The organism is Arenimonas sp. (genome assembly GCF_036275555.1).
GTDB lineage: Bacteria > Pseudomonadota > Gammaproteobacteria > Xanthomonadales > Xanthomonadaceae > Arenimonas.
In genome coordinates, this window is the sequence record NZ_DASUDO010000010.1 from 18,870 (window position 1) to 36,008 (window position 17,139).

Consider the following 17,139-nt stretch of genomic DNA (forward strand, 5'->3'; position numbering starts at 1 on the left):
GCCGCAGGCTGCGGCCACCCGATTCTAAGGCCTGGCCGCACTCACTCGGGATCGTAGTCGAGGTTCGAGGCCAGCCAGCGCTCGGCCTGGGCCAGCGGCACGCCCTTGCGGCGGGCGTAGTCGGCGACCTGCTCGCGCGAGAGGCGGCCGACCACGAAGTACTGGCTGCCCGGGTGGGCGAAGTACAGCCCGCTCACGGCCGCCGCCGGGTACATCGCGAAGCTCTCGGTCAGCGTCAGCCCGGTGTGCTTCTCCGCTTCCAGCAGCCGGAAGATCGTCGCCTTCTCGCTGTGCTCGGGGCAGGCGGGGTAACCGGGGGCCGGGCGGATGCCGCGGTACTGCTCGCGCACCAGCGCCTCGTTGTCCAGCGCCTCGTCCGGCGCATAGCCCCAGAGTTCGGTGCGCACCTTCTGGTGCAGGCGCTCGGCGAAGGCCTCGGCCAGGCGGTCGGCCAGGGCTTTCACCATGATCGAGTTGTAGTCGTCGTGCCCGGCCTCGAAGCGCGCGACATGCGGCTCGATGCCCAGGCCCGCGGTGACCGCGAAGGCGCCCACCCAGTCCTGGCGGCCGCTGTCGCGCGGCGCCACGAAATCGGCCAGGCAGAAATTGGCCCGGTCGTCGGGTTTCTCCGCCTGCTGGCGCAGGCAGTGCAGCACCGCGTCGCCACCGTCGGCGTGCAGGTGGATGTCGTCGCCGACCGCATTGGCCGGCCACAGGCCGACCACGGCCTTCGCTGTCAGCCATTTCTCGCGGACGATGCGGTCGAGCATCGCGCGCGCGTCGCGGTACAGCTCGCGCGCCTGCGCGCCGACGACCGCGTCGTCGAGGATGGCCGGGTAGCGGCCGGCCAGCTCCCAGGTCTGGAAGAAGGGCGTCCAGTCGATCACCTCGACCAGGTCCGCCAGCGGGTAATCGTCGAACACGGTGAGGCCCGGCTTGAGCGGGGCAGGCGGCACGTAGTCCGCCCAGCCGCCGTCGAACTTCTTGCCGCGGGCGCGCTCGAGCGGCATCAGCGGCTTGGCATCGCCCTTGTTGGCGTGGCGGGTGCGGACCTCGGCGTAGTCGGCCTCGTTCGCGGCCACGAAGGGCGCGCGCAGGTCCGCGCTCAGCAGCGACTGGGTGACGCCGACCGCGCGCGAGGCGTCCTTCACCCAGACCACGGGCGAGGCGTAGTGCGGGTCGATCTTGAGCGCGGTGTGCGCGCGCGAGGTGGTGGCGCCGCCGATGAGCAGCGGGATGTCGAAGCCCTGCCGCTTCATTTCCCTGGCGACGTGGCTCATTTCCTCCAGCGAGGGCGTGATCAGGCCGGAGAGGCCGATGATGTCGGCCTTCTCCTCGCGGGCGCGGTCCAGGATCACCTGCGCCGGCACCATCACGCCCAGGTCCACCACGTCGAAGTTGTTGCAGGCCAGCACCACGCCGACGATGTTCTTGCCGATGTCGTGCACGTCGCCCTTCACCGTGGCCATCAGCACCTTGCCCTTGGGCTTGCCGGCGTCGCCGTTGAGGGCTTTCTCGGCCTCGATGTAGGGGATCAGGATGGCCACGGCCTTCTTCATCACCCGCGCCGACTTCACCACCTGCGGCAGGAACATCTTGCCGGCGCCGAACAGGTCGCCGACCACGTTCATGCCGGCCATCAGCGGGCCTTCGATGACATCCAGCGGCCGGGCAGCGGCCTGGCGGGCCTCCTCGGTGTCGGCCTCGACGAACTTGTCGATGCCGTGCACCAGCGCGTGCTTGATGCGCTCGGCCACCGGCGCCTCGCGCCAGGCCAGGTCCTCGGTGCGGACCTCGCCCTTCTTCGATTTGTGCTTCTCGGCTTCCGTCAGCAGGCGCTCCGTGGCATCGCTGCGCCGGTTGAGCACCACGTCCTCGACCGCCTCGCGCAGCGCCGGCTCGATGTCGTCGTACAGCGCCAGCGCGCCGGCGTTGACGATGCCCATGTCCATGCCGGAGCGGATGGCGTGGTACAGGAACACCGCGTGGATCGCCTCGCGCACCGCGTTGTTGCCGCGGAACGAGAACGACACGTTCGACACGCCGCCGGAGACGTGGCTGAGCGGGAAGCGCGCCTTCAGTTCCGCCGTCGCCTCGATGAAGGCGACTGCGTAGCCGTCGTGCTCCTCGATGCCGGTGGCGATGGCGAAGATGTTCGGGTCGAAGATGATGTCCTCGGGCGGGAAGCCCGCGTCCTCGACCAGCAGCTTGTAAGCGCGCGAGCAGATCTCGACCTTGCGCGCGAAAGTGTCGGCCTGGCCGACCTCGTCGAAGGCCATCACCACCACCGCGGCGCCATGGCGGCGCACCTTGGCGGCGTGTTCGAGGAAGGCGGCCTCGCCTTCCTTCATCGAGATGGAGTTGACGATGGCCTTGCCCTGCACGCACTTCAGGCCGGCCTCGATCACGCTCCACTTCGAGCTGTCGATCATCACCGGCACCCGGGCAATGTCGGGCTCGGCGGCGATCAGGTTGAGGAAGCGGGCCATCGCGGCCTCCGCGTCCAGCATGCCCTCGTCCATGTTGACGTCGATGACCTGGGCGCCGTTCTCGACCTGCTGGCGGGCCACGGCCAGGGCTTCGTCGTAGCGGCCCTCGAGGATCAGCTTCTTGAACTGGATCGAGCCGGTGACGTTGGTGCGCTCGCCGACGTTGACGAAGTTGGTGTCGGGCGTGATCACGAAGGGCTCGAGCCCGGCCAGGCGCGTGTAGGGCGCGATCGACGGGATCGGGCGCGGCGGCAGCCCGGCCACGGCCTTCGCGATCGCCGCGATGTGCTCGGGCGTGGTGCCGCAGCAGCCGCCGACCAGGTTCAGCAGCCCGGCCTCGGCGAACTCGCGCAGCACGCCCGCGGTTTCCTCCGGGCCCTCGTCGTAGCCGCCGAAGGCGTTGGGCAGGCCGGCGTTCGGGTGGCAGCTGACGTGGGTGTCGGCCACCTGCGACAGCATGTCGATATGCGCGCGCAGGTCGCGCGCGCCGAGTGCGCAGTTCAGGCCGATCGACAGCGGGCGGGCGTGGCGCAGCGAGTACCAGAAGGCCTCGGCGGTCTGGCCCGACAGCGTGCGGCCGCTGCGGTCGGTGATGGTGCCCGACACCATCACCGGCAGGCGCGCGCCGAGTTCCTCGAACAGCTCCTCGAGCGCGTACAGCGCCGCCTTGGCATTGAGCGTGTCGAACACCGTCTCGACCATCAGGATGTCGGCGCCGCCCTCGACCAGGCCGCGCGCGGCTTCGATGTAGTTGGCCACCAGGTCGTCGAAATGGATGTTGCGGTAGCCGGCGTCCTCCACCTTCGGGCTGATCGAGGCGGTGCGGCTGGTCGGCCCGAGCACGCCGGCGACGAAGCGCGGGCGCGACGGGTCGGCGGCTTCGAACTCGTCGCAGCAGGCGCGGGCCAGGCGGGCGCCCTCGCGGTTGAGTTCGGCCACCAGGTGCTCGAGCTTGTAGTCGGCCTGCGACACTTCGGTGGAGTTGAAGGTGTTGGTCTCGAGGATGTCGGCGCCCGCCGCGAGGTAGGCGCGGTGCACGCCCGCGATCACCTGGGGCTGCGTGAGCGTGAGCAGGTCGTTGTTGCCCTTCAGGTCCGAGCCGCATCCGCAGTCCGGGCCGTGCTGGTGGCCGTCGGAGAACCGCAGCCCGTCCCAGCCCTGGGCGAAGCGTTCGCCGCGATAGGCCGCTTCGTCCAGCGAATGGCGCTGGATCATCGTGCCCATCGCGCCGTCGATCACCAGGATGCGTTCGGCCAGCGCGGCCAGCAGGCGTTCGGTGCGGGCGGGGTGGTGCCAGGGCAGGGTCTTCACGGTTTGCGGGCCAGCAGGGTCAGAACTTCGAAATGGGGAGGACGCTTCTCGCGGGTCACGGGCTCGCAGACCGTGACCTCGAGGCCGGCCTTCTCGGCATAGCGGCGCAGGTCTTTCACGGTGAAGCCGAGGTTGACGTGCCCATAGGGCGTCACCGCGGCCTGGTGCTCGTGCTTGCCCAGGCAGGTCGCGACCAGCCGGCCGCCGCGCCGCAGGACGCGCGCCGCCTCGGCGATGGCCTGGCCGGGCTTGGTGGCATAGGTCAGGGCGTGCATCAGCAGCACCAGGTCGAACTGCGCGGCCGGGAACTCCAGCGCCTGCATGTCGCCTTCCAGTACCTCGACGTGGCGGTACTTGCGCAGCCGCTCGCGGGCCGCGCCGACCACGCGGGCGCTGGAATCGACGCAGACGTAGCGGCGGGCGTGCGGCGCCAGCAGCTCGCCCAGCACGCCGTCGCCCGAGGCCACGTCGAGCACGTCGCCGGGTTCGAGCAGGGGCAGGGTGGAGCGGGCCAGGGCTTCCCAGGTGCGGCCGGGCGAGTAGTGGCGCTCCATGTCGCCGGCCACCGAGTCGGCCCAGTTCTGGTCGGCCGCGCGGGCGGCGAGGATGGCGGGCAGGCGGTCGGCGTCCTGGCGCAGCAGCGGGTCGTCGGTGCTGTCGCGCAGCGCCTCCCACAGGCGGCCTTCGGCCGGGTCCAGTGATTCGGCGTTGAAGCGGTAGTAGGCCGATACGCCCGCGCGGCGGTCGCGCACCAGGTCGGCCTCCTTCAGCCGGGCCAGGTGGGTGGAGACGCGGGGCTGGGCCAGTCGGGTGATACCGGACAGCTCGGCGACGGTCAGCTCCTCGCGCTCGAGCAGGGCCAGCAGCCGGACCCGGGTCGGATCGGCCAGGACCTTGAGGCAGGCCGACCAGGCGTCGAGGTCCATGGCTTTATCCTTTCATCCGGATTCAAAGATATGGAAGGTTAGGCCGGCTAACCGGGGGCGTCAAGGCGAACCGCGTCGCGCTTCACGCGCCGTGTACCTGCGTGGGCCGGCGCCAGCCGCTACAATTGGCGTCTTTCCGCACAACCTCCGAGGAACCGCCGTGGACTTCCGATTCACCGAAGAGCAGCTGATGATCCAGGACGTGGCCCGGCGCATCTCGCAGGAGAAGATCGCCCCGAGCGCGGAGCACCACGACCGCACCGGCGAGTTCCCGCTGGAAAACATCCGCACGCTGGGCGAGAACGGCCTGATGGGCATCGAAGTGCCGGCCGAGTACGGCGGCGCCGGCATGGACCCGATCAGCTACGTGCTGGCCATGATCGAGATCGCCGAGGCCGACTGCGCCCACTCCACCATCGTCTCGGTGAACAATTCGCTGTTCTGCAACGGCATCCTGAAGTTCGGCACCGAGGCGCAGAAGCAGAAGTACGTGCGCGCGATCGCCGAAGGCAAGGAAATCGGCGCCTTCGCGCTCACCGAGCCGCAGTCGGGCTCCGACGCCACCGCGATGCGCTGCAAGGCCGTCAAGCAGGCCGACGGCAGCTACGTCATCAACGGCAAGAAGAGCTGGATCACCTCCGGCCCGGTCGCCAAGTACATCATCCTGTTCGCCATCACCGACCCGTCCAAGGGCGCGAAGGGCATCACGGCCTTCATGGTCGACACCGCCAAGCCCGGCTTCCACCGCGGCAAGACCGAGCCCAAGCTCGGCATCCGCGCCTCGGCCACCTGCGAGATCGAGTTCCAGGACTACGTGGCCACGCCGGATGAAGTCGTCGGCCAGGACGGCGAGGGCTTCAAGATCGCGATGGGCGTGCTCGACGCCGGCCGCATCGGCATCGCCTCGCAGGCCGTGGGCCTGGCCAAGGCCGCCTACAAGGCCGCCGTGGCCTACGTGAAGGAGCGCAAGAGCTTCGGCCAGCCGATCGGCTCGTTCCAGATGATCCAGGCCAAGATCGCCGACATGAAGTGCCGCCTCGACGCCGCCGAGATCCTGACCCTGCGCGCCGCCTGGGCCAAGGCCGAGGCCGACAAGACCGGCGGCCGCTTCAGCACCGAAGCCTCGGTGGCCAAGCTCACCGCGTCCGAAGCCGCGATGTACATCACCCACCAGGCGCTGCAGATCCACGGCGGCATGGGCTACTCGAAGGAAATGCCGCTCGAGCGCTACTTCCGCGACGCCAAGATCACCGAGATCTACGAGGGCACCAGCGAAATCCAGCGCCTGGTCATCGCCCGCAACGAGACCGGCCTGCGCTGAAGCGCGATCCGTACGCCGCCGTACCCGAAGCCCCGCTGAAGCGGGGCTTCTTTTTGCCTGTTTTTCAGCTGGCCGGAACCGTGGGGCAGGGCTACAATTTCGCACTTTAATCACGCCCTGCGAGAACGCGGTCAATGAACGCCCACGCCCTGGCTTCCGCCGACACCCTCGACGCCGTCATCGCGGCCCTTCCGGCGGGCCTGCCGGTCGCCGAAAAGGCCCTGCTGGAGCGCTTCACCCGCGGCTTCTTCGCGCGCCTGCCCGAGGACGAACTGGCGGGCCGCCCCGCGCGCGACTGGGCCCAGGTGGCGCAGTCCTTCCTCGGCTTCTGCCGCCAGCGCAAGGCCGGCGCGCCCAAGCTGCAGGTGTTCAACCCCAGCCTCGCCACCGACGGCTTCGACAGCACCCACACCGTGGTGCGCATCGTCAACGACGACATGCCGTTCCTGGTCGATTCGGTGCGGATGGCGCTGGCGCAGTTCGGTGCCTCGCTGCACCAGATCGCGCACCCGGTCTTCAACGTGGCGCGTGACGCCGCCGGCCAGCTGCAGGACGTGGGCCAGGGCCTGCCCGAATCCATGATGTACCTCGAGATCGACCGCCAGGCCGATGCCGACACCCTGCAGGCGATCGAGAAGGCCCTGCTGGCCGCGCTGTCGGACGTGCGCGAGGCGGTGACCGACTGGCAGGTGATGCGCGACACGATGGTGCGCATCGCCGACGGGCTCGAGACCAGCCCGATGCCGGTGGATGCCGCCGGCCGCGCCGAGGCGCAGGCCTTCCTGCGCTGGGCCGCCGACAACCACTTCACCTTCCTGGGCTACCGCGAATACGAAGTCACCGACCGCAAGCTGGCGGCGGTGCAGGGCAGCGGCCTGGGCCTGCTGCGCGGCAAGGACCACCTGGTGCAGCCGCGCCCGGTGGAAGGCCTCGCGGCGGCCGACCTGGCCCCGGGCCAGACCCTCGACGCGCTGATCCTCACCAAGACCAACGCCCGCGCCACCGTGCACCGCCCGGGCTACATGGACTACATCGGCGTGCTGGTGTTCGACGAGAGCGGCCGCGCCGTGCGCGAGCACCGCTTCCTCGGCCTCTACACCTCCAGCGCCTACAACCGCCGCCCGTGGGAAATCCCGCTGGTGCGCCAGCGCCACGAGTTCGTGATGGCCTCGTCCGACCTGGCGCCCAACAGCCACAGCGGCAAGGCCCTGCGCCACATCCTCGAGACCCTGCCGCGCGACGAGCTGTTCCAGTCCAGCGCCGAAGAGCTGCAGCGCACCGCGATGGGCATCCTGGGCCTGCAGGAGCGCGCGCGCACCCGCCTGTTCCTGCGCCGCGACCGTTATGGCCGCTTCTTCTCGGCCCTGGTCTACATCCCGCGCGACCGCTTCAACACCGGCATCCGCCAGCGCATCGAAGCGCTGCTGATGGCCGAGCTGCAGGGCGAGCGCCTCGACCACAGCGTGCAGATCGGCGAGTCGCCGCTGGCGCAGCTGCACCTGGTGATCCGCCCGAAGGCCGGCTGCAAGGTCGCCTTCGAGCAGGACAAGCTCGAGGCCGAGCTGGCCCGCATCGTCCGCGACTGGCACGACGAGCTGCGCGAGACGCTGGTCCGCGACCTGGGCGAGGAGCAGGGCCTGCGCCTGTTCCAGCGCTACGGGCGCAGCCTGCCCGCCGGCTACGTCGAGAAGGTCAGCCCGCAGATCGCCGCCGCCGACGTGGTGCAGGCGGCTGAACTCGCCGGTCCCGACGACCAGCGCGTGTCGTTCTACCGGGTGGGCGAGAAGCTCGGCTTCAAGCTGATCCGCCGCAGCAGCGACATCGCGCTGTCGGACGTGCTGCCGGTGATGGAGAACCTCGGCCTGCGCATCCTCACCGAGCACCCGTACGTCATCGACGTCGACGGCGAGCGCCTGTCCATCCAGGACTTCGAGGTGCAGCCGCTGCACGGCGAGATCGACGTGGAAGCGGCCCGCAAGCCCTTCGAGGAGGCCTTCGCCGAAGTCTGGCGCGGCGCCGCCGAGAACGACGGGTTCAACCGCCTGCTGCCCAGCGCCCGCCTGGAATGGCGCGACATCGCCATGCTGCGCGGCTACACCAAGTACGCCCTGCAGACCGGCGTGCCGTTCTCGCAGCCGTACATGGAAGAGACGCTGCAGCGTTACCCGGTGATCGCGCGCCTCCTGTACGAACTGTTCGCCGCGCGCTTCGAGCCGGGCCGCGAGCAGCCGCTCGATGCCGCCGGCCAGCAGGCCCTGCACGACCAGATCGCCTGGCTGCTGCCGAAGGAGCGCCGCCAGGCGCTCGACACGATCCCGCAGGAAATCGCCGCGGCGCGTGCGCTCGACCGCACCGCCCAGATCGACGCCTGCGCCGACGCGCTCGAGATCCTGCTCGACACCGTGGTCTCGAGCATCGACGACGACCGCATCCTGCGCGGCTACATGAGCCTGATCAACGCCACGCTGCGCACCAACTTCTACCAGAAGAAGGGCGGCACGCACCGCGACTACATCAGCTTCAAGTTCGACCCGGCCAAGGTGCCGGAGCTGCCCAAGCCGCGGCCGTACCGCGAGATCTTCGTCTACTCGCCGTTCGTCGAGGGCGTGCACCTGCGCTTCGGGCCGGTGGCCCGCGGCGGCCTGCGCTGGTCCGACCGCCGCGAGGACTTCCGCACGGAAGTGCTGGGCCTGGTCAAGGCGCAGATGGTCAAGAACACCGTCATCGTGCCCGTGGGCTCGAAGGGCGGCTTCGTGGTCAAGCGCCCGCCGGTGGGCGGCGACCGCGACGCGCAGCTGGCCGAGGGCATCGCCTGCTACAAGCGCTTCATCAACGGCCTGCTCGACATCACCGACAACCTGGTGGACGGCGAAGTGGTGCATCCGGTCGACGTGGTGCGCCACGACGGCGACGACCCGTACCTGGTGGTCGCGGCCGACAAGGGCACCGCCACCTTTTCCGACATCGCCAACGGCATCTCGGCCGAGCATGGCTTCTGGCTGGGCGATGCGTTCGCGTCCGGCGGTTCGGTGGGCTATGACCACAAGGGCATGGGCATCACCGCCAAGGGTGCGTGGGAGTCGGTCAAGCGCCACTTCCGCGCGCTGGGCATCGACAGCCAGTCGCAGGACTTCACCTGCGTCGGCATCGGCGACATGTCGGGCGACGTGTTCGGCAACGGCATGCTGCTCTCGAAGCACATCCGCCTGGTGGCGGCCTTCGACCACCGCCACATCTTCCTCGACCCGAACCCGGATTCGGCGCGCAGCTACGTCGAGCGCGAGCGCATGTTCAAGCTGCCGCGTTCGAGCTGGGACGACTACGACCGTTCGCTGATCTCCGAGGGCGGCGGCGTGCACCCGCGCTCGGCCAAGTCGATCGCGATCACGCCGCAGGTGCGCGAGGCGCTCGACCTGCCGGCCGGCACCGAGCAGCTCAGCCCCAACGAGCTGATGAACGCCATCCTCAAGGCGCCGGTGGACCTGCTCTGGAACGGCGGCATCGGCACCTACGTCAAGGCTTCGTCCGAGACCCACGCCGACGCGGGCGACCGCGCCAACAACGGCCTGCGCGTCAACGGCAACGAGCTGCGCTGCAAGGCGGTGGGCGAGGGCGGCAACCTGGGCATGACCCAGAAGGGCCGCATAGAGGCGGCCTGGGCCGGCGTGCTGGTCAACACCGACTTCATCGACAACTCGGCCGGCGTGGACACCTCCGACCACGAGGTCAACATCAAGATCCTGCTCTCGGCGCCGGTCAAGCGCGGCGAGCTGAGCCAGGAACAGCGCAACGCCCTGCTGGCGAGCATGACCGACGAGGTCGGCGAACTGGTGATCAACGACAACTACCGCCAGAACCAGGCCATCAGCCTGATGGAGCGGATGAGCGCGTCGCGCCTGGGCTCGTTCGGCCACTTCATCCGCACGCTCGAGGGCGAAGGCCTGCTCGACCGCGCCATCGAGTTCCTGCCCAGCGACGCCGAGCTCAACGACCGCAAGGCGCGCGGCCAGGGCCTCACCCGCCCCGAGCTGTCGGTGCTGCTGAGCTACGACAAGATCGTCGTGTTCAACCAGATGCTCGACTCGGACGTGCCGGAAGACCCGTACCTGTCGAAGGAGCTGGTGCGCTACTTCCCCAATGCCCTGCAGGAGAAGTACGCGCAGGACATGGAGAACCACCGCCTGCGCCGCGAGATCATCGCCACGGCGGTCACCAACTCCACCGTGAACCGCATGGGCTCGACCTTCATCCTGCGCATGCAGGAAGACACCGGCGAGAGCCCGGCGCAGATCGCCAAGGCCTTCACCATCAGCCGCGAAGTGCTGGAGGCGCGCGAGCTGTGGGCGCGCATCGACGCGCTCGACCTGAAGGTGCCCGAAGCCGCCCAGCTCGACGCCCTCACCAGCATCTGGCACCTGCAGCGCAACATGACCCGGTGGCTGCTCAACCGCCCGGGCGAGAACCTCAATATCGCCGAGAAGGTCGAGCGCTACGCCGGTGGCGTGGCGGCGCTGCGCGCCTCGCTGGCCGGCCTGCTGCCGGCCGAGGCCCGCGCCGAGCTGCTGGCCGACGTTGCGCACTGGCAGCAGCTGGGCTTCCCGGAAGACCTGGCCCAGTCCTTCGCCAGCCTGCCGTTCCTGGCCTACGCGCTGGACATCGTCGAGGTGGCGATCGAGCAGCGCCTGCCGGTGGTGGACGTGGCCGCGGCCTACTTCAACCTCTCCGACGCGCTGCACACCAAGTGGCTGATGGACAGCGTGGAAGCGCTGCCGGTCGAGGGCCGCTGGCACGCCCAGGCCCGCGGTGTGCTGCGCGACGAGCTGCAGGCGCAGCAGCGTGCGCTGGTGGCGCAGGTGCTCGGCGCGGCCGGTGCCGGCGCCAAGCCGCAGGCCCTGGTCGAGGCCTGGCTGGCCCGCGACGACGCCACGCTGAAGTACACCATGGCCATGTTCGCCGACATGCGGAACCTGCGCGGCCTCGACTACCCGACGCTGTCGGTGGCCGTGCGCCGCCTGGCCCAGGTCGTCGCCGCCGGCGCCCGCTGACTACGGCCCCTTTGTAGGAGGGCCTTCAGGCCCGAAGCTCTCAGCCGAAAAGCTTCGGGCCTGAAGGCCCTCCTACAGTCACAAGACATGCCGTAAGCTTCGGGCATGTCCTTGCCCGCCCATCCGCGCATCGCCTTCCTGGCCAGCCCGTCGCCGGAAGCCCAGGCCGCCCTGGCCAAACTCACGGCCGCGCATGGCCAGGCCGCGCCCGCTGAGGCAGACGTCATCTGCGCCCTCGGCGGCGACGGCTTCATGCTGCAGACCCTGCACCGGCACGGCCCGCTGGGCATCCCCGTTTACGGCATGAAGCTCGGCACCGTCGGCTTCCTGATGAACCAGCACCGGCCCGAGAGCCTGGTCGAGCGCCTGCACGCAGCCGAGGCCACGGTGCTGCATCCGCTGGAGATGCGCGCCACCACCGAATCCGGCGCCACCGTGAACTCGCTGGCCTACAACGAAGTCTCGCTGCTGCGCCAGACGCGCCAGGCCGCGCACCTGCGCGTGCACCTCAACGGCCAAGTGCGGCTGGAGGAGCTGGTGTGCGACGGCGCCCTCGTGGCCACGCCCGCGGGCAGCACCGCCTACAACTTCTCCGCGCATGGCCCGATCCTGCCGCTGGGCTCGCAGGTGATCGCGCTGACGCCGATCGCCGCCTTCCGCCCGCGGCGCTGGCGCGGCGCGCTGCTGCGGGCCGATACCGAGGTGCGGCTGGAGGTGCTGGATGGCTACAAGCGCCCGGTCAGCGCCACCGCCGACTCGCACGAGGTGCGCGACGTGGCGGAGGTCAGCATCCTTGAATCGCGCCAGCACCAGGTCACGTTGCTGTTCGACCGCGAGCACAACCTGGAAGAACGCATCCTCAACGAACAGTTCCTGACCTGAGCGATGAGTCCCCTGTCCGCGCCGCCCGCCCGCCCCGCCGACCGCCTGGTCGTCGCCATCACCGCGCGCGCACTGTTCGACCTCGAGGACAGCCACGCGCTGTTCCAGGCCAGCGGGCTCGAGGCCTACGCCGAGTTCCAGCGCAGCCGCGAGAAGGACGTGCTGGCGCCCGGCATCGCCTTCCCGCTGGTGCAGAAGCTGCTGGCGCTCAACGCCGGCGCGCCGCCCGAAGCGCCGCGGGTCGAAGTGGTGCTGCTCTCGCGCAATTCCTCCGATACCGGCCTGCGCATCTTCAATTCGATCCGGCACTACGGCCTTGGCATCGTCCGCGCCGTGTTCACCAGCGGCGCCGAGACCTGGCCCTACATCAAGCCCTTCGGCGCCCAGCTGTTCCTGTCGGCCAACCCGGCCTCGGTGCGCAGCGCGCTCGAGCACGGCTTCGCCGCCGCCACCATCCTGCCGGCCAAGGCCTACGAGCCCGCCCACCCGCAGCTGCGCATCGCCTTCGACGGCGACGCGGTGATCTTCGGCGACGAGTCCGAGCGCGTGTCGCAGACCGAGGGCCTCGCGGCCTTCCACGACAACGAATCCACGCGGGTGAATGAGCCACTGTCCGGCGGCCCCTTCCGCGGCTTCCTGGCGGCCCTGCACGAACTGCAGCTGGCCTTCCCGCCGGGCGAGGATTCGCCGATCCGCACCGCGCTCGTCACCGCCCGCTCGGCCCCCGCCCACGAGCGCGTGATCCTGACCCTGCGCGAGTGGGGCGTACGCCTTGACGAAGCCATGTTCCTCGGCGGCCGCAACAAGGGCCCGTTCCTGCAGGCCTTCGGCGCCGACATCTTCTTCGACGATTCGCGCCACAACATCGAGAACGCCAGCCAGCACGTGGCCACCGGGCACGTGCCGTTCGGCGTCACCAACGAGGGTTAGCCTTGGCCATCGGCACCATGAGGACTCCAGATCAGGCCACTCTCAATGATTTTGATCGCATTCTGGCGAAGGTGGGCGAGCGGCTCACTGAGGTCCAGCGCGAAATGCTTCGAACCCACATGAACTGTCCCGGGATGTCCATGACGGCGAGAGAAATGTCTCTGGCGATGGGCTGGAGCGATCGCGCCTCCAATATCTACGGTGGTGTCGGGTCGCTGATTCGTGAATACCTGGACGTCGCACCAGATGCGCAGGGAATTACCTGTTTTTGCACCTTCGGGGTGGATGAATCCACGGGCGAAATCACCTGGGTTCTGCGTCCGACATTCGCAGCGGCGCTTGCCAGGTGGAGCCAATCGCCATGAAGGGAATCAGCCACATCACATTCATCGTCCGCGACCTGGAGCGGATGGCAACGTTCCTGTGCCAAGGTCTGGGTGCACGCGAGGTGTACGACAGCGCTGGCCGCGAATTCTCGCTGTCGCGGGAGAAATTCTTCCTGCTGGGTGGGACTTGGCTGGCGGCAATGGAGGGCGAGTCGCCGGCGGAGCGTTCCTACCAGCACGTTGCCTTCGAGGTGGATGAGGCCGATCTTCCCAAGCACCAGGCTCGCCTTGAGGCCTTGGGGGTCGATATCCGCCCCCCCCGGCCGCGCGTGGAAGGCGAGGGCCAGTCGCTCTACGTCCACGACTTCGACAACCACCTGTTCGAGCTGCACACCGGAACGCTGGCGCAGCGGCTTGCCCGCTACGGCGCTTCCACGGACACCGACTGACGCCGCAGCGCGTAGACCACCCACGCCACCGCTGCCACGCCCGCACCCACCAGGAACGCCAGCTCGCCGCCGCTGCGTTCCCACGCCACCGCCGCCAGCCCCGCGCCCAGCACCCCGCCCACGCCCTGGCTGAAGCCGAAGAACAGGCTCTGGCCGGCGCCGGCGCGGCGGCCGGGGAAGAAGTCGGCCATCAGGCGCATGCAGCAGGCGTAGAAGGTGGCGAAGCTGAGCGCATGCGTGGCCTGGGCCAGCGCCATGATCGGCAGGGATTCGGCGTACAGCGCGGTGACGATCCAGCGCAGCACGGTCACGGCCAGGCACACCATCAGCAACCGGCTCGCGCCGAAGCGGGCGATCAGCTTGGGCGCTTTCCAGAACATCGCGATCTCGATCAGCACGCCCAGCGCCCACAGCCCGCCCACCGTGGCGCCGGAATGCCCGGCCGCCTGCAGGTGCAGGGTGTAGAACACATAGAACGGCCCGAAGCTGGCCTGCATCAGCAGCGCCACCAGCAGGAAGCGGCGTACGCCGGGGCGTTTCCACAGGTGGCCGGCGTCGGCGGCGGTGGGCGCATGCTCGACCTGCCGGTCGTGGCGGTGCGGCCAGGCGGCGGCCACCATCAGCACGAACAGCGGCAGTGTCACCCACGCGAAGTGCTCGGCGCCGACGCGATCAAGCAGCGCGCCATAGGTGCCGGCCACGATCAGGAAGCCGATCGAGCCCCAGACGCGCAGCCGGCCGTAATGGTCGGCCCGCGGCCCCAGCGCGGTCAGCGTCATCGCCTCGAACTGCGGCATCACCGCGTTGTAGAACAGGCCGAACACCGCCATCACCGCCAGCAGTGCCCAGGCGCTGCCGGTGAACACGAAGGCCGAGAAGCACAGCAGCGTCAGCGCGCAGCCGGCGACGAACCAGTGGCCGGGCCGTTCGCTGCGGTTCGTCAGCGCGGCCCACGCCGGCGGCGCGATGATGCGCGTGCCGTACCACAGCCCCAGCATGCCGCCGACCACGTAGCCGCCGTGGCCCAGCGCATCCACCCAGCGCCCGACGTACGGCGTGTAGGCACCCAGCGCGGCGTAATAGCAGAAATAGAAGATCGAGAACCGACGAAGACTCGCGTCCATGCAGGGCGGCGCCAGGAAAGAAAACGGCCGGACCCAAGGGCCCGGCCGTCATCATCGCCGCTTTGGCGCAGGTGCGGAACTAGCGGATGCTGGTTTCCCGACCTACCGTGCCGCGACCCGGCGCCGCCGTGTCCCGCGGGCGCACGGCGCGCGGGGCGGGCGTGGCGCCCGCGCCGCGCACGGCCAGCTCGCGGGTTTCCAGCGTGCCCATCCGGGCCTGGTCCTTGAGCTCGACGAAGCGCAGCTCGTAGGGTGCGCCGAACCCGCTGGGCACGTTGCCGCGGCCGAAGGCCAGCGGCAGCTGGCGCGCGCCCGGCTCGAACCAGTTGGCCGAATGCGCCTGCGCCACCGGCCGCGCCACGCCATCAGGCCCGGTCGCGAACAGCGTGCCGCGCAGCTCGTAGCGACCCGCCGCGGCCACCTGCACCGGCAGCTCGAAGCGCACCGCCGCCGCGTCGAAGCGGTAGCCGCCGCCCAGGCGCGCGGTCGGCCGCGTCACTTCCACCGCGGTGCGGGCATCGCGCTGGATGCTGGCGCCCTGGTCGAGGCTGGCCGACGAGAGGTGCACTTCCCACAGGCCCGGCGCGGTGCCGGCTTCGTCGGGCACCTGGATCTGCGCCTTGCCGTTTCGGAAGGCGAGGTCGTAGCTGCGTCCCGACGGCGAGATGAGCGAACCGCCGACTTCGCCACCGGCCATTTTCGACGCCCCGTTCGCCAGGTCCGCCGACACCTCGAGGGTGTCGCCGGCCAGTACGCTGCGACGACCGGCCTGGGCCTTGAGCACGTACTCGCTGTTGGGCTCGAACACGTGCACCAGGTACCGGCCCTTGGCCTCGGCCAGCTGCACCTGGAAGCGGCCCTTGCCCTGCTCGGGGGCGAGCTGGACGATGGCGGAGCCGTCCGGCACCTCCATGCCCGCGGCCTTGAGCTGCGCGGCATTGGCGCGGCGCGCGAAGGTTTCCGGCTCGGCGATGGCCTTGCCGTTGCGCAGCATGCGCAGCTGGCCGGGCTCGACCGCCTCGCTGCCCGCGGCGGGGCTGACGCGGATCAGCGCGCCCGGCGCGGTGGTGTCGATGCTCAGGCCGGCCTGCATCTCGCTGGCTTCGGCCAGCGCCCAGTACTCGCGGCTCTCGGCCACGAAGGGCGCGGGCGCTTCGAGCTCGGCCCAGGGGTCCAGCGCCCAGGCGAAGGCCACCGGCTTGCGTTCGAAGTCACCGGCCGGCGCAGGTGCCGACACCAGGCGCGACGGCGCCTGGTCGCGGCTGCCCGGCGGCAGCAGGTTCGCGGCCTGGGCCGACAGGGAAAGGGACATCAGGCAGAACAACAGGGTCTTCTTCATGGCTCAGGACCTCATGTCGTTGCGCAGGATGGTGTCGAGGCCAAAGCACGCGCGGCGGCTCTGGTTGTGCGACAGCGGCTCGGAGCCCGCCATGCGGCTCTTGTCCTGGAACCACACGTAGCCCGCAGCCGACTGGCTGGAGCAGTTGAGGAAGCCGTCGGAGCACGAATTCAGCCAGTTCTGCGTCGTCTCCAGGCCGACGTTCTCGGCGTAGCCGCCGCAGTAGCTGTCGCCGTCCCAGATCGCCGAATCGACGTCGGTGCCCACCACGCTGCGGAAGGTCTTGGGCAGGGCGGGGCGGCCGGCGGTGCCGAGCAGCCAGTTCGCGTTGTAGCTCGCCATCCAGCTGGTCTGCTGCATGCGCACGGCGTCGTTCTTGTAGCCCAGCAGCCAGCCCAGCGCGCTCTCGAACACGTTGCCGGCGATCACCGCATCGGCCAGCGGCGTGCCGGCGGACGAGGGCGCCAGCGCATTCACGCGCACGGTCTTGGCGATGATGTTCGGGTAGCGGCTGTCCCAGGTCGGGTTCGACAGGATCCAGCGCATCACGTTGCCGCCGTTGCTGTGCGTGATCACGATCAGCCGGGTGATGCCGCGGTTGTTGATGAAGGTGGTCAGCTGGCCGGCCAGGCACCCGGCGGCCGCGTTGTCCCACATGTACTTCTCGAAGTCGCAGTTGATGACGACGTAGTTGTTCGGATCGACCAGCCCGCCGCGAACGTTGTTGATGAAGGGCGACTGCCAGTAATCGGCGGCGGCATTGGTCTGCTTGCCGGTGCCGTGGACGAAAGCGACGCCGGTATTGGCCTCGCACAGGCTTGAAGCGGCCGCCAGGGCAGCCATGAGTAGATAGCGCACGATCCCTCCCCAGGAACTCGATGCGAAACGCGATTCCCCCTTCCCTGGGTGGCCACGTCCGGTTGAACCGGTGCTCCCCTGCGCCGGCGTATGGACACCGACCATGCCCGCCTGAAAACGTGAAGGTCAACACATTTCG

10 protein-coding genes and 1 pseudogene are annotated in these 17,139 nt (G+C 69.5%); 6 read left to right on the top strand and 5 right to left on the bottom strand.

Annotation, left to right across the window (positions count from 1 at the left end; genetic code table 11):
- Positions 1-41 precede the first annotated feature (41 nt).
- Together metH and VFV21_RS03245 are read right to left on the bottom strand one after the other, a co-directional pair.
- A complete protein-coding gene (gene metH, locus VFV21_RS03240) occupies positions 42-3,800 on the bottom strand; it encodes a methionine synthase (protein WP_329668052.1) in 3,759 nt (1,252 codons plus the stop codon).
- A pseudogene (locus VFV21_RS03245) lies at positions 3,800-4,726 on the bottom strand (ArsR/SmtB family transcription factor); the annotation flags it as partial. The pseudogene VFV21_RS03245 and the gene metH, both read right to left, overlap by 1 nt.
- Positions 4,727-4,850: 124 nt before the next feature.
- Here VFV21_RS03245 and VFV21_RS03250 point away from each other — a divergent pair.
- The 6 genes from VFV21_RS03250 to fosX all read left to right on the top strand — a co-directional run bounded on the left by VFV21_RS03250 (position 4,851) and on the right by fosX (position 13,679).
- Positions 4,851-6,047, top strand: a complete 1,197-nt coding sequence (locus VFV21_RS03250) for an acyl-CoA dehydrogenase family protein (protein WP_414638467.1) — start codon at positions 4,851-4,853, stop codon at positions 6,045-6,047.
- A 134-nt stretch (positions 6,048-6,181) separates the two neighbouring features.
- A complete protein-coding gene (locus VFV21_RS03255; RefSeq protein WP_329668054.1) occupies positions 6,182-11,092 on the top strand; it encodes an NAD-glutamate dehydrogenase in 4,911 nt (1,636 codons plus the stop codon).
- A gap of 111 nt (positions 11,093-11,203) precedes the next feature.
- Entirely contained in the window at positions 11,204-11,974 is a 771-nt protein-coding gene (locus VFV21_RS03260; protein WP_329668096.1) for an NAD kinase, read from the top strand.
- 3 nt (positions 11,975-11,977) lie between these two features.
- Positions 11,978-12,904 carry a 5'-nucleotidase gene (locus VFV21_RS03265; protein ID WP_329668055.1) on the top strand — a complete coding sequence of 309 codons (927 nt, stop codon included), beginning with the start codon at positions 11,978-11,980 and terminating at the stop codon, positions 12,902-12,904.
- Positions 12,905-12,906: 2 nt separating this feature from the next.
- Positions 12,907-13,269 (top strand): hypothetical protein, encoded by a 363-nt coding sequence (locus tag VFV21_RS03270; RefSeq protein WP_329668056.1) that lies wholly within the window; start codon positions 12,907-12,909, stop codon positions 13,267-13,269.
- Positions 13,266-13,679, top strand: coding sequence for a FosX/FosE/FosI family fosfomycin resistance hydrolase (gene fosX, locus VFV21_RS03275; RefSeq protein ID WP_329668057.1), 414 nt, complete (start codon positions 13,266-13,268; stop codon positions 13,677-13,679). Before VFV21_RS03270 ends, fosX begins: the two co-directional genes overlap by 4 nt.
- Here the strand turns inward: fosX and VFV21_RS03280 are convergent.
- From VFV21_RS03280 to VFV21_RS03290, 3 genes are all read right to left on the bottom strand, one after another.
- The gene (locus VFV21_RS03280) at positions 13,652-14,803 is read right to left on the bottom strand and encodes an MFS transporter (protein ID WP_329668058.1); all 1,152 of its coding nucleotides are present in this window, start codon (positions 14,801-14,803) and stop codon (positions 13,652-13,654) included. The genes fosX and VFV21_RS03280 overlap by 28 nt on opposite strands.
- Positions 14,804-14,882: 79 nt before the next feature.
- A complete protein-coding gene (locus tag VFV21_RS03285; protein WP_329668059.1) occupies positions 14,883-16,142 on the bottom strand; it encodes a DUF4785 domain-containing protein in 1,260 nt (419 codons plus the stop codon).
- 3 nt (positions 16,143-16,145) lie between these two features.
- Positions 16,146-16,985 carry a hypothetical protein gene (locus tag VFV21_RS03290; protein WP_329668097.1) on the bottom strand — a complete coding sequence of 280 codons (840 nt, stop codon included), beginning with the start codon at positions 16,983-16,985 and terminating at the stop codon, positions 16,146-16,148.
- Between the last annotated feature and the right edge of the window lie 154 nt (positions 16,986-17,139).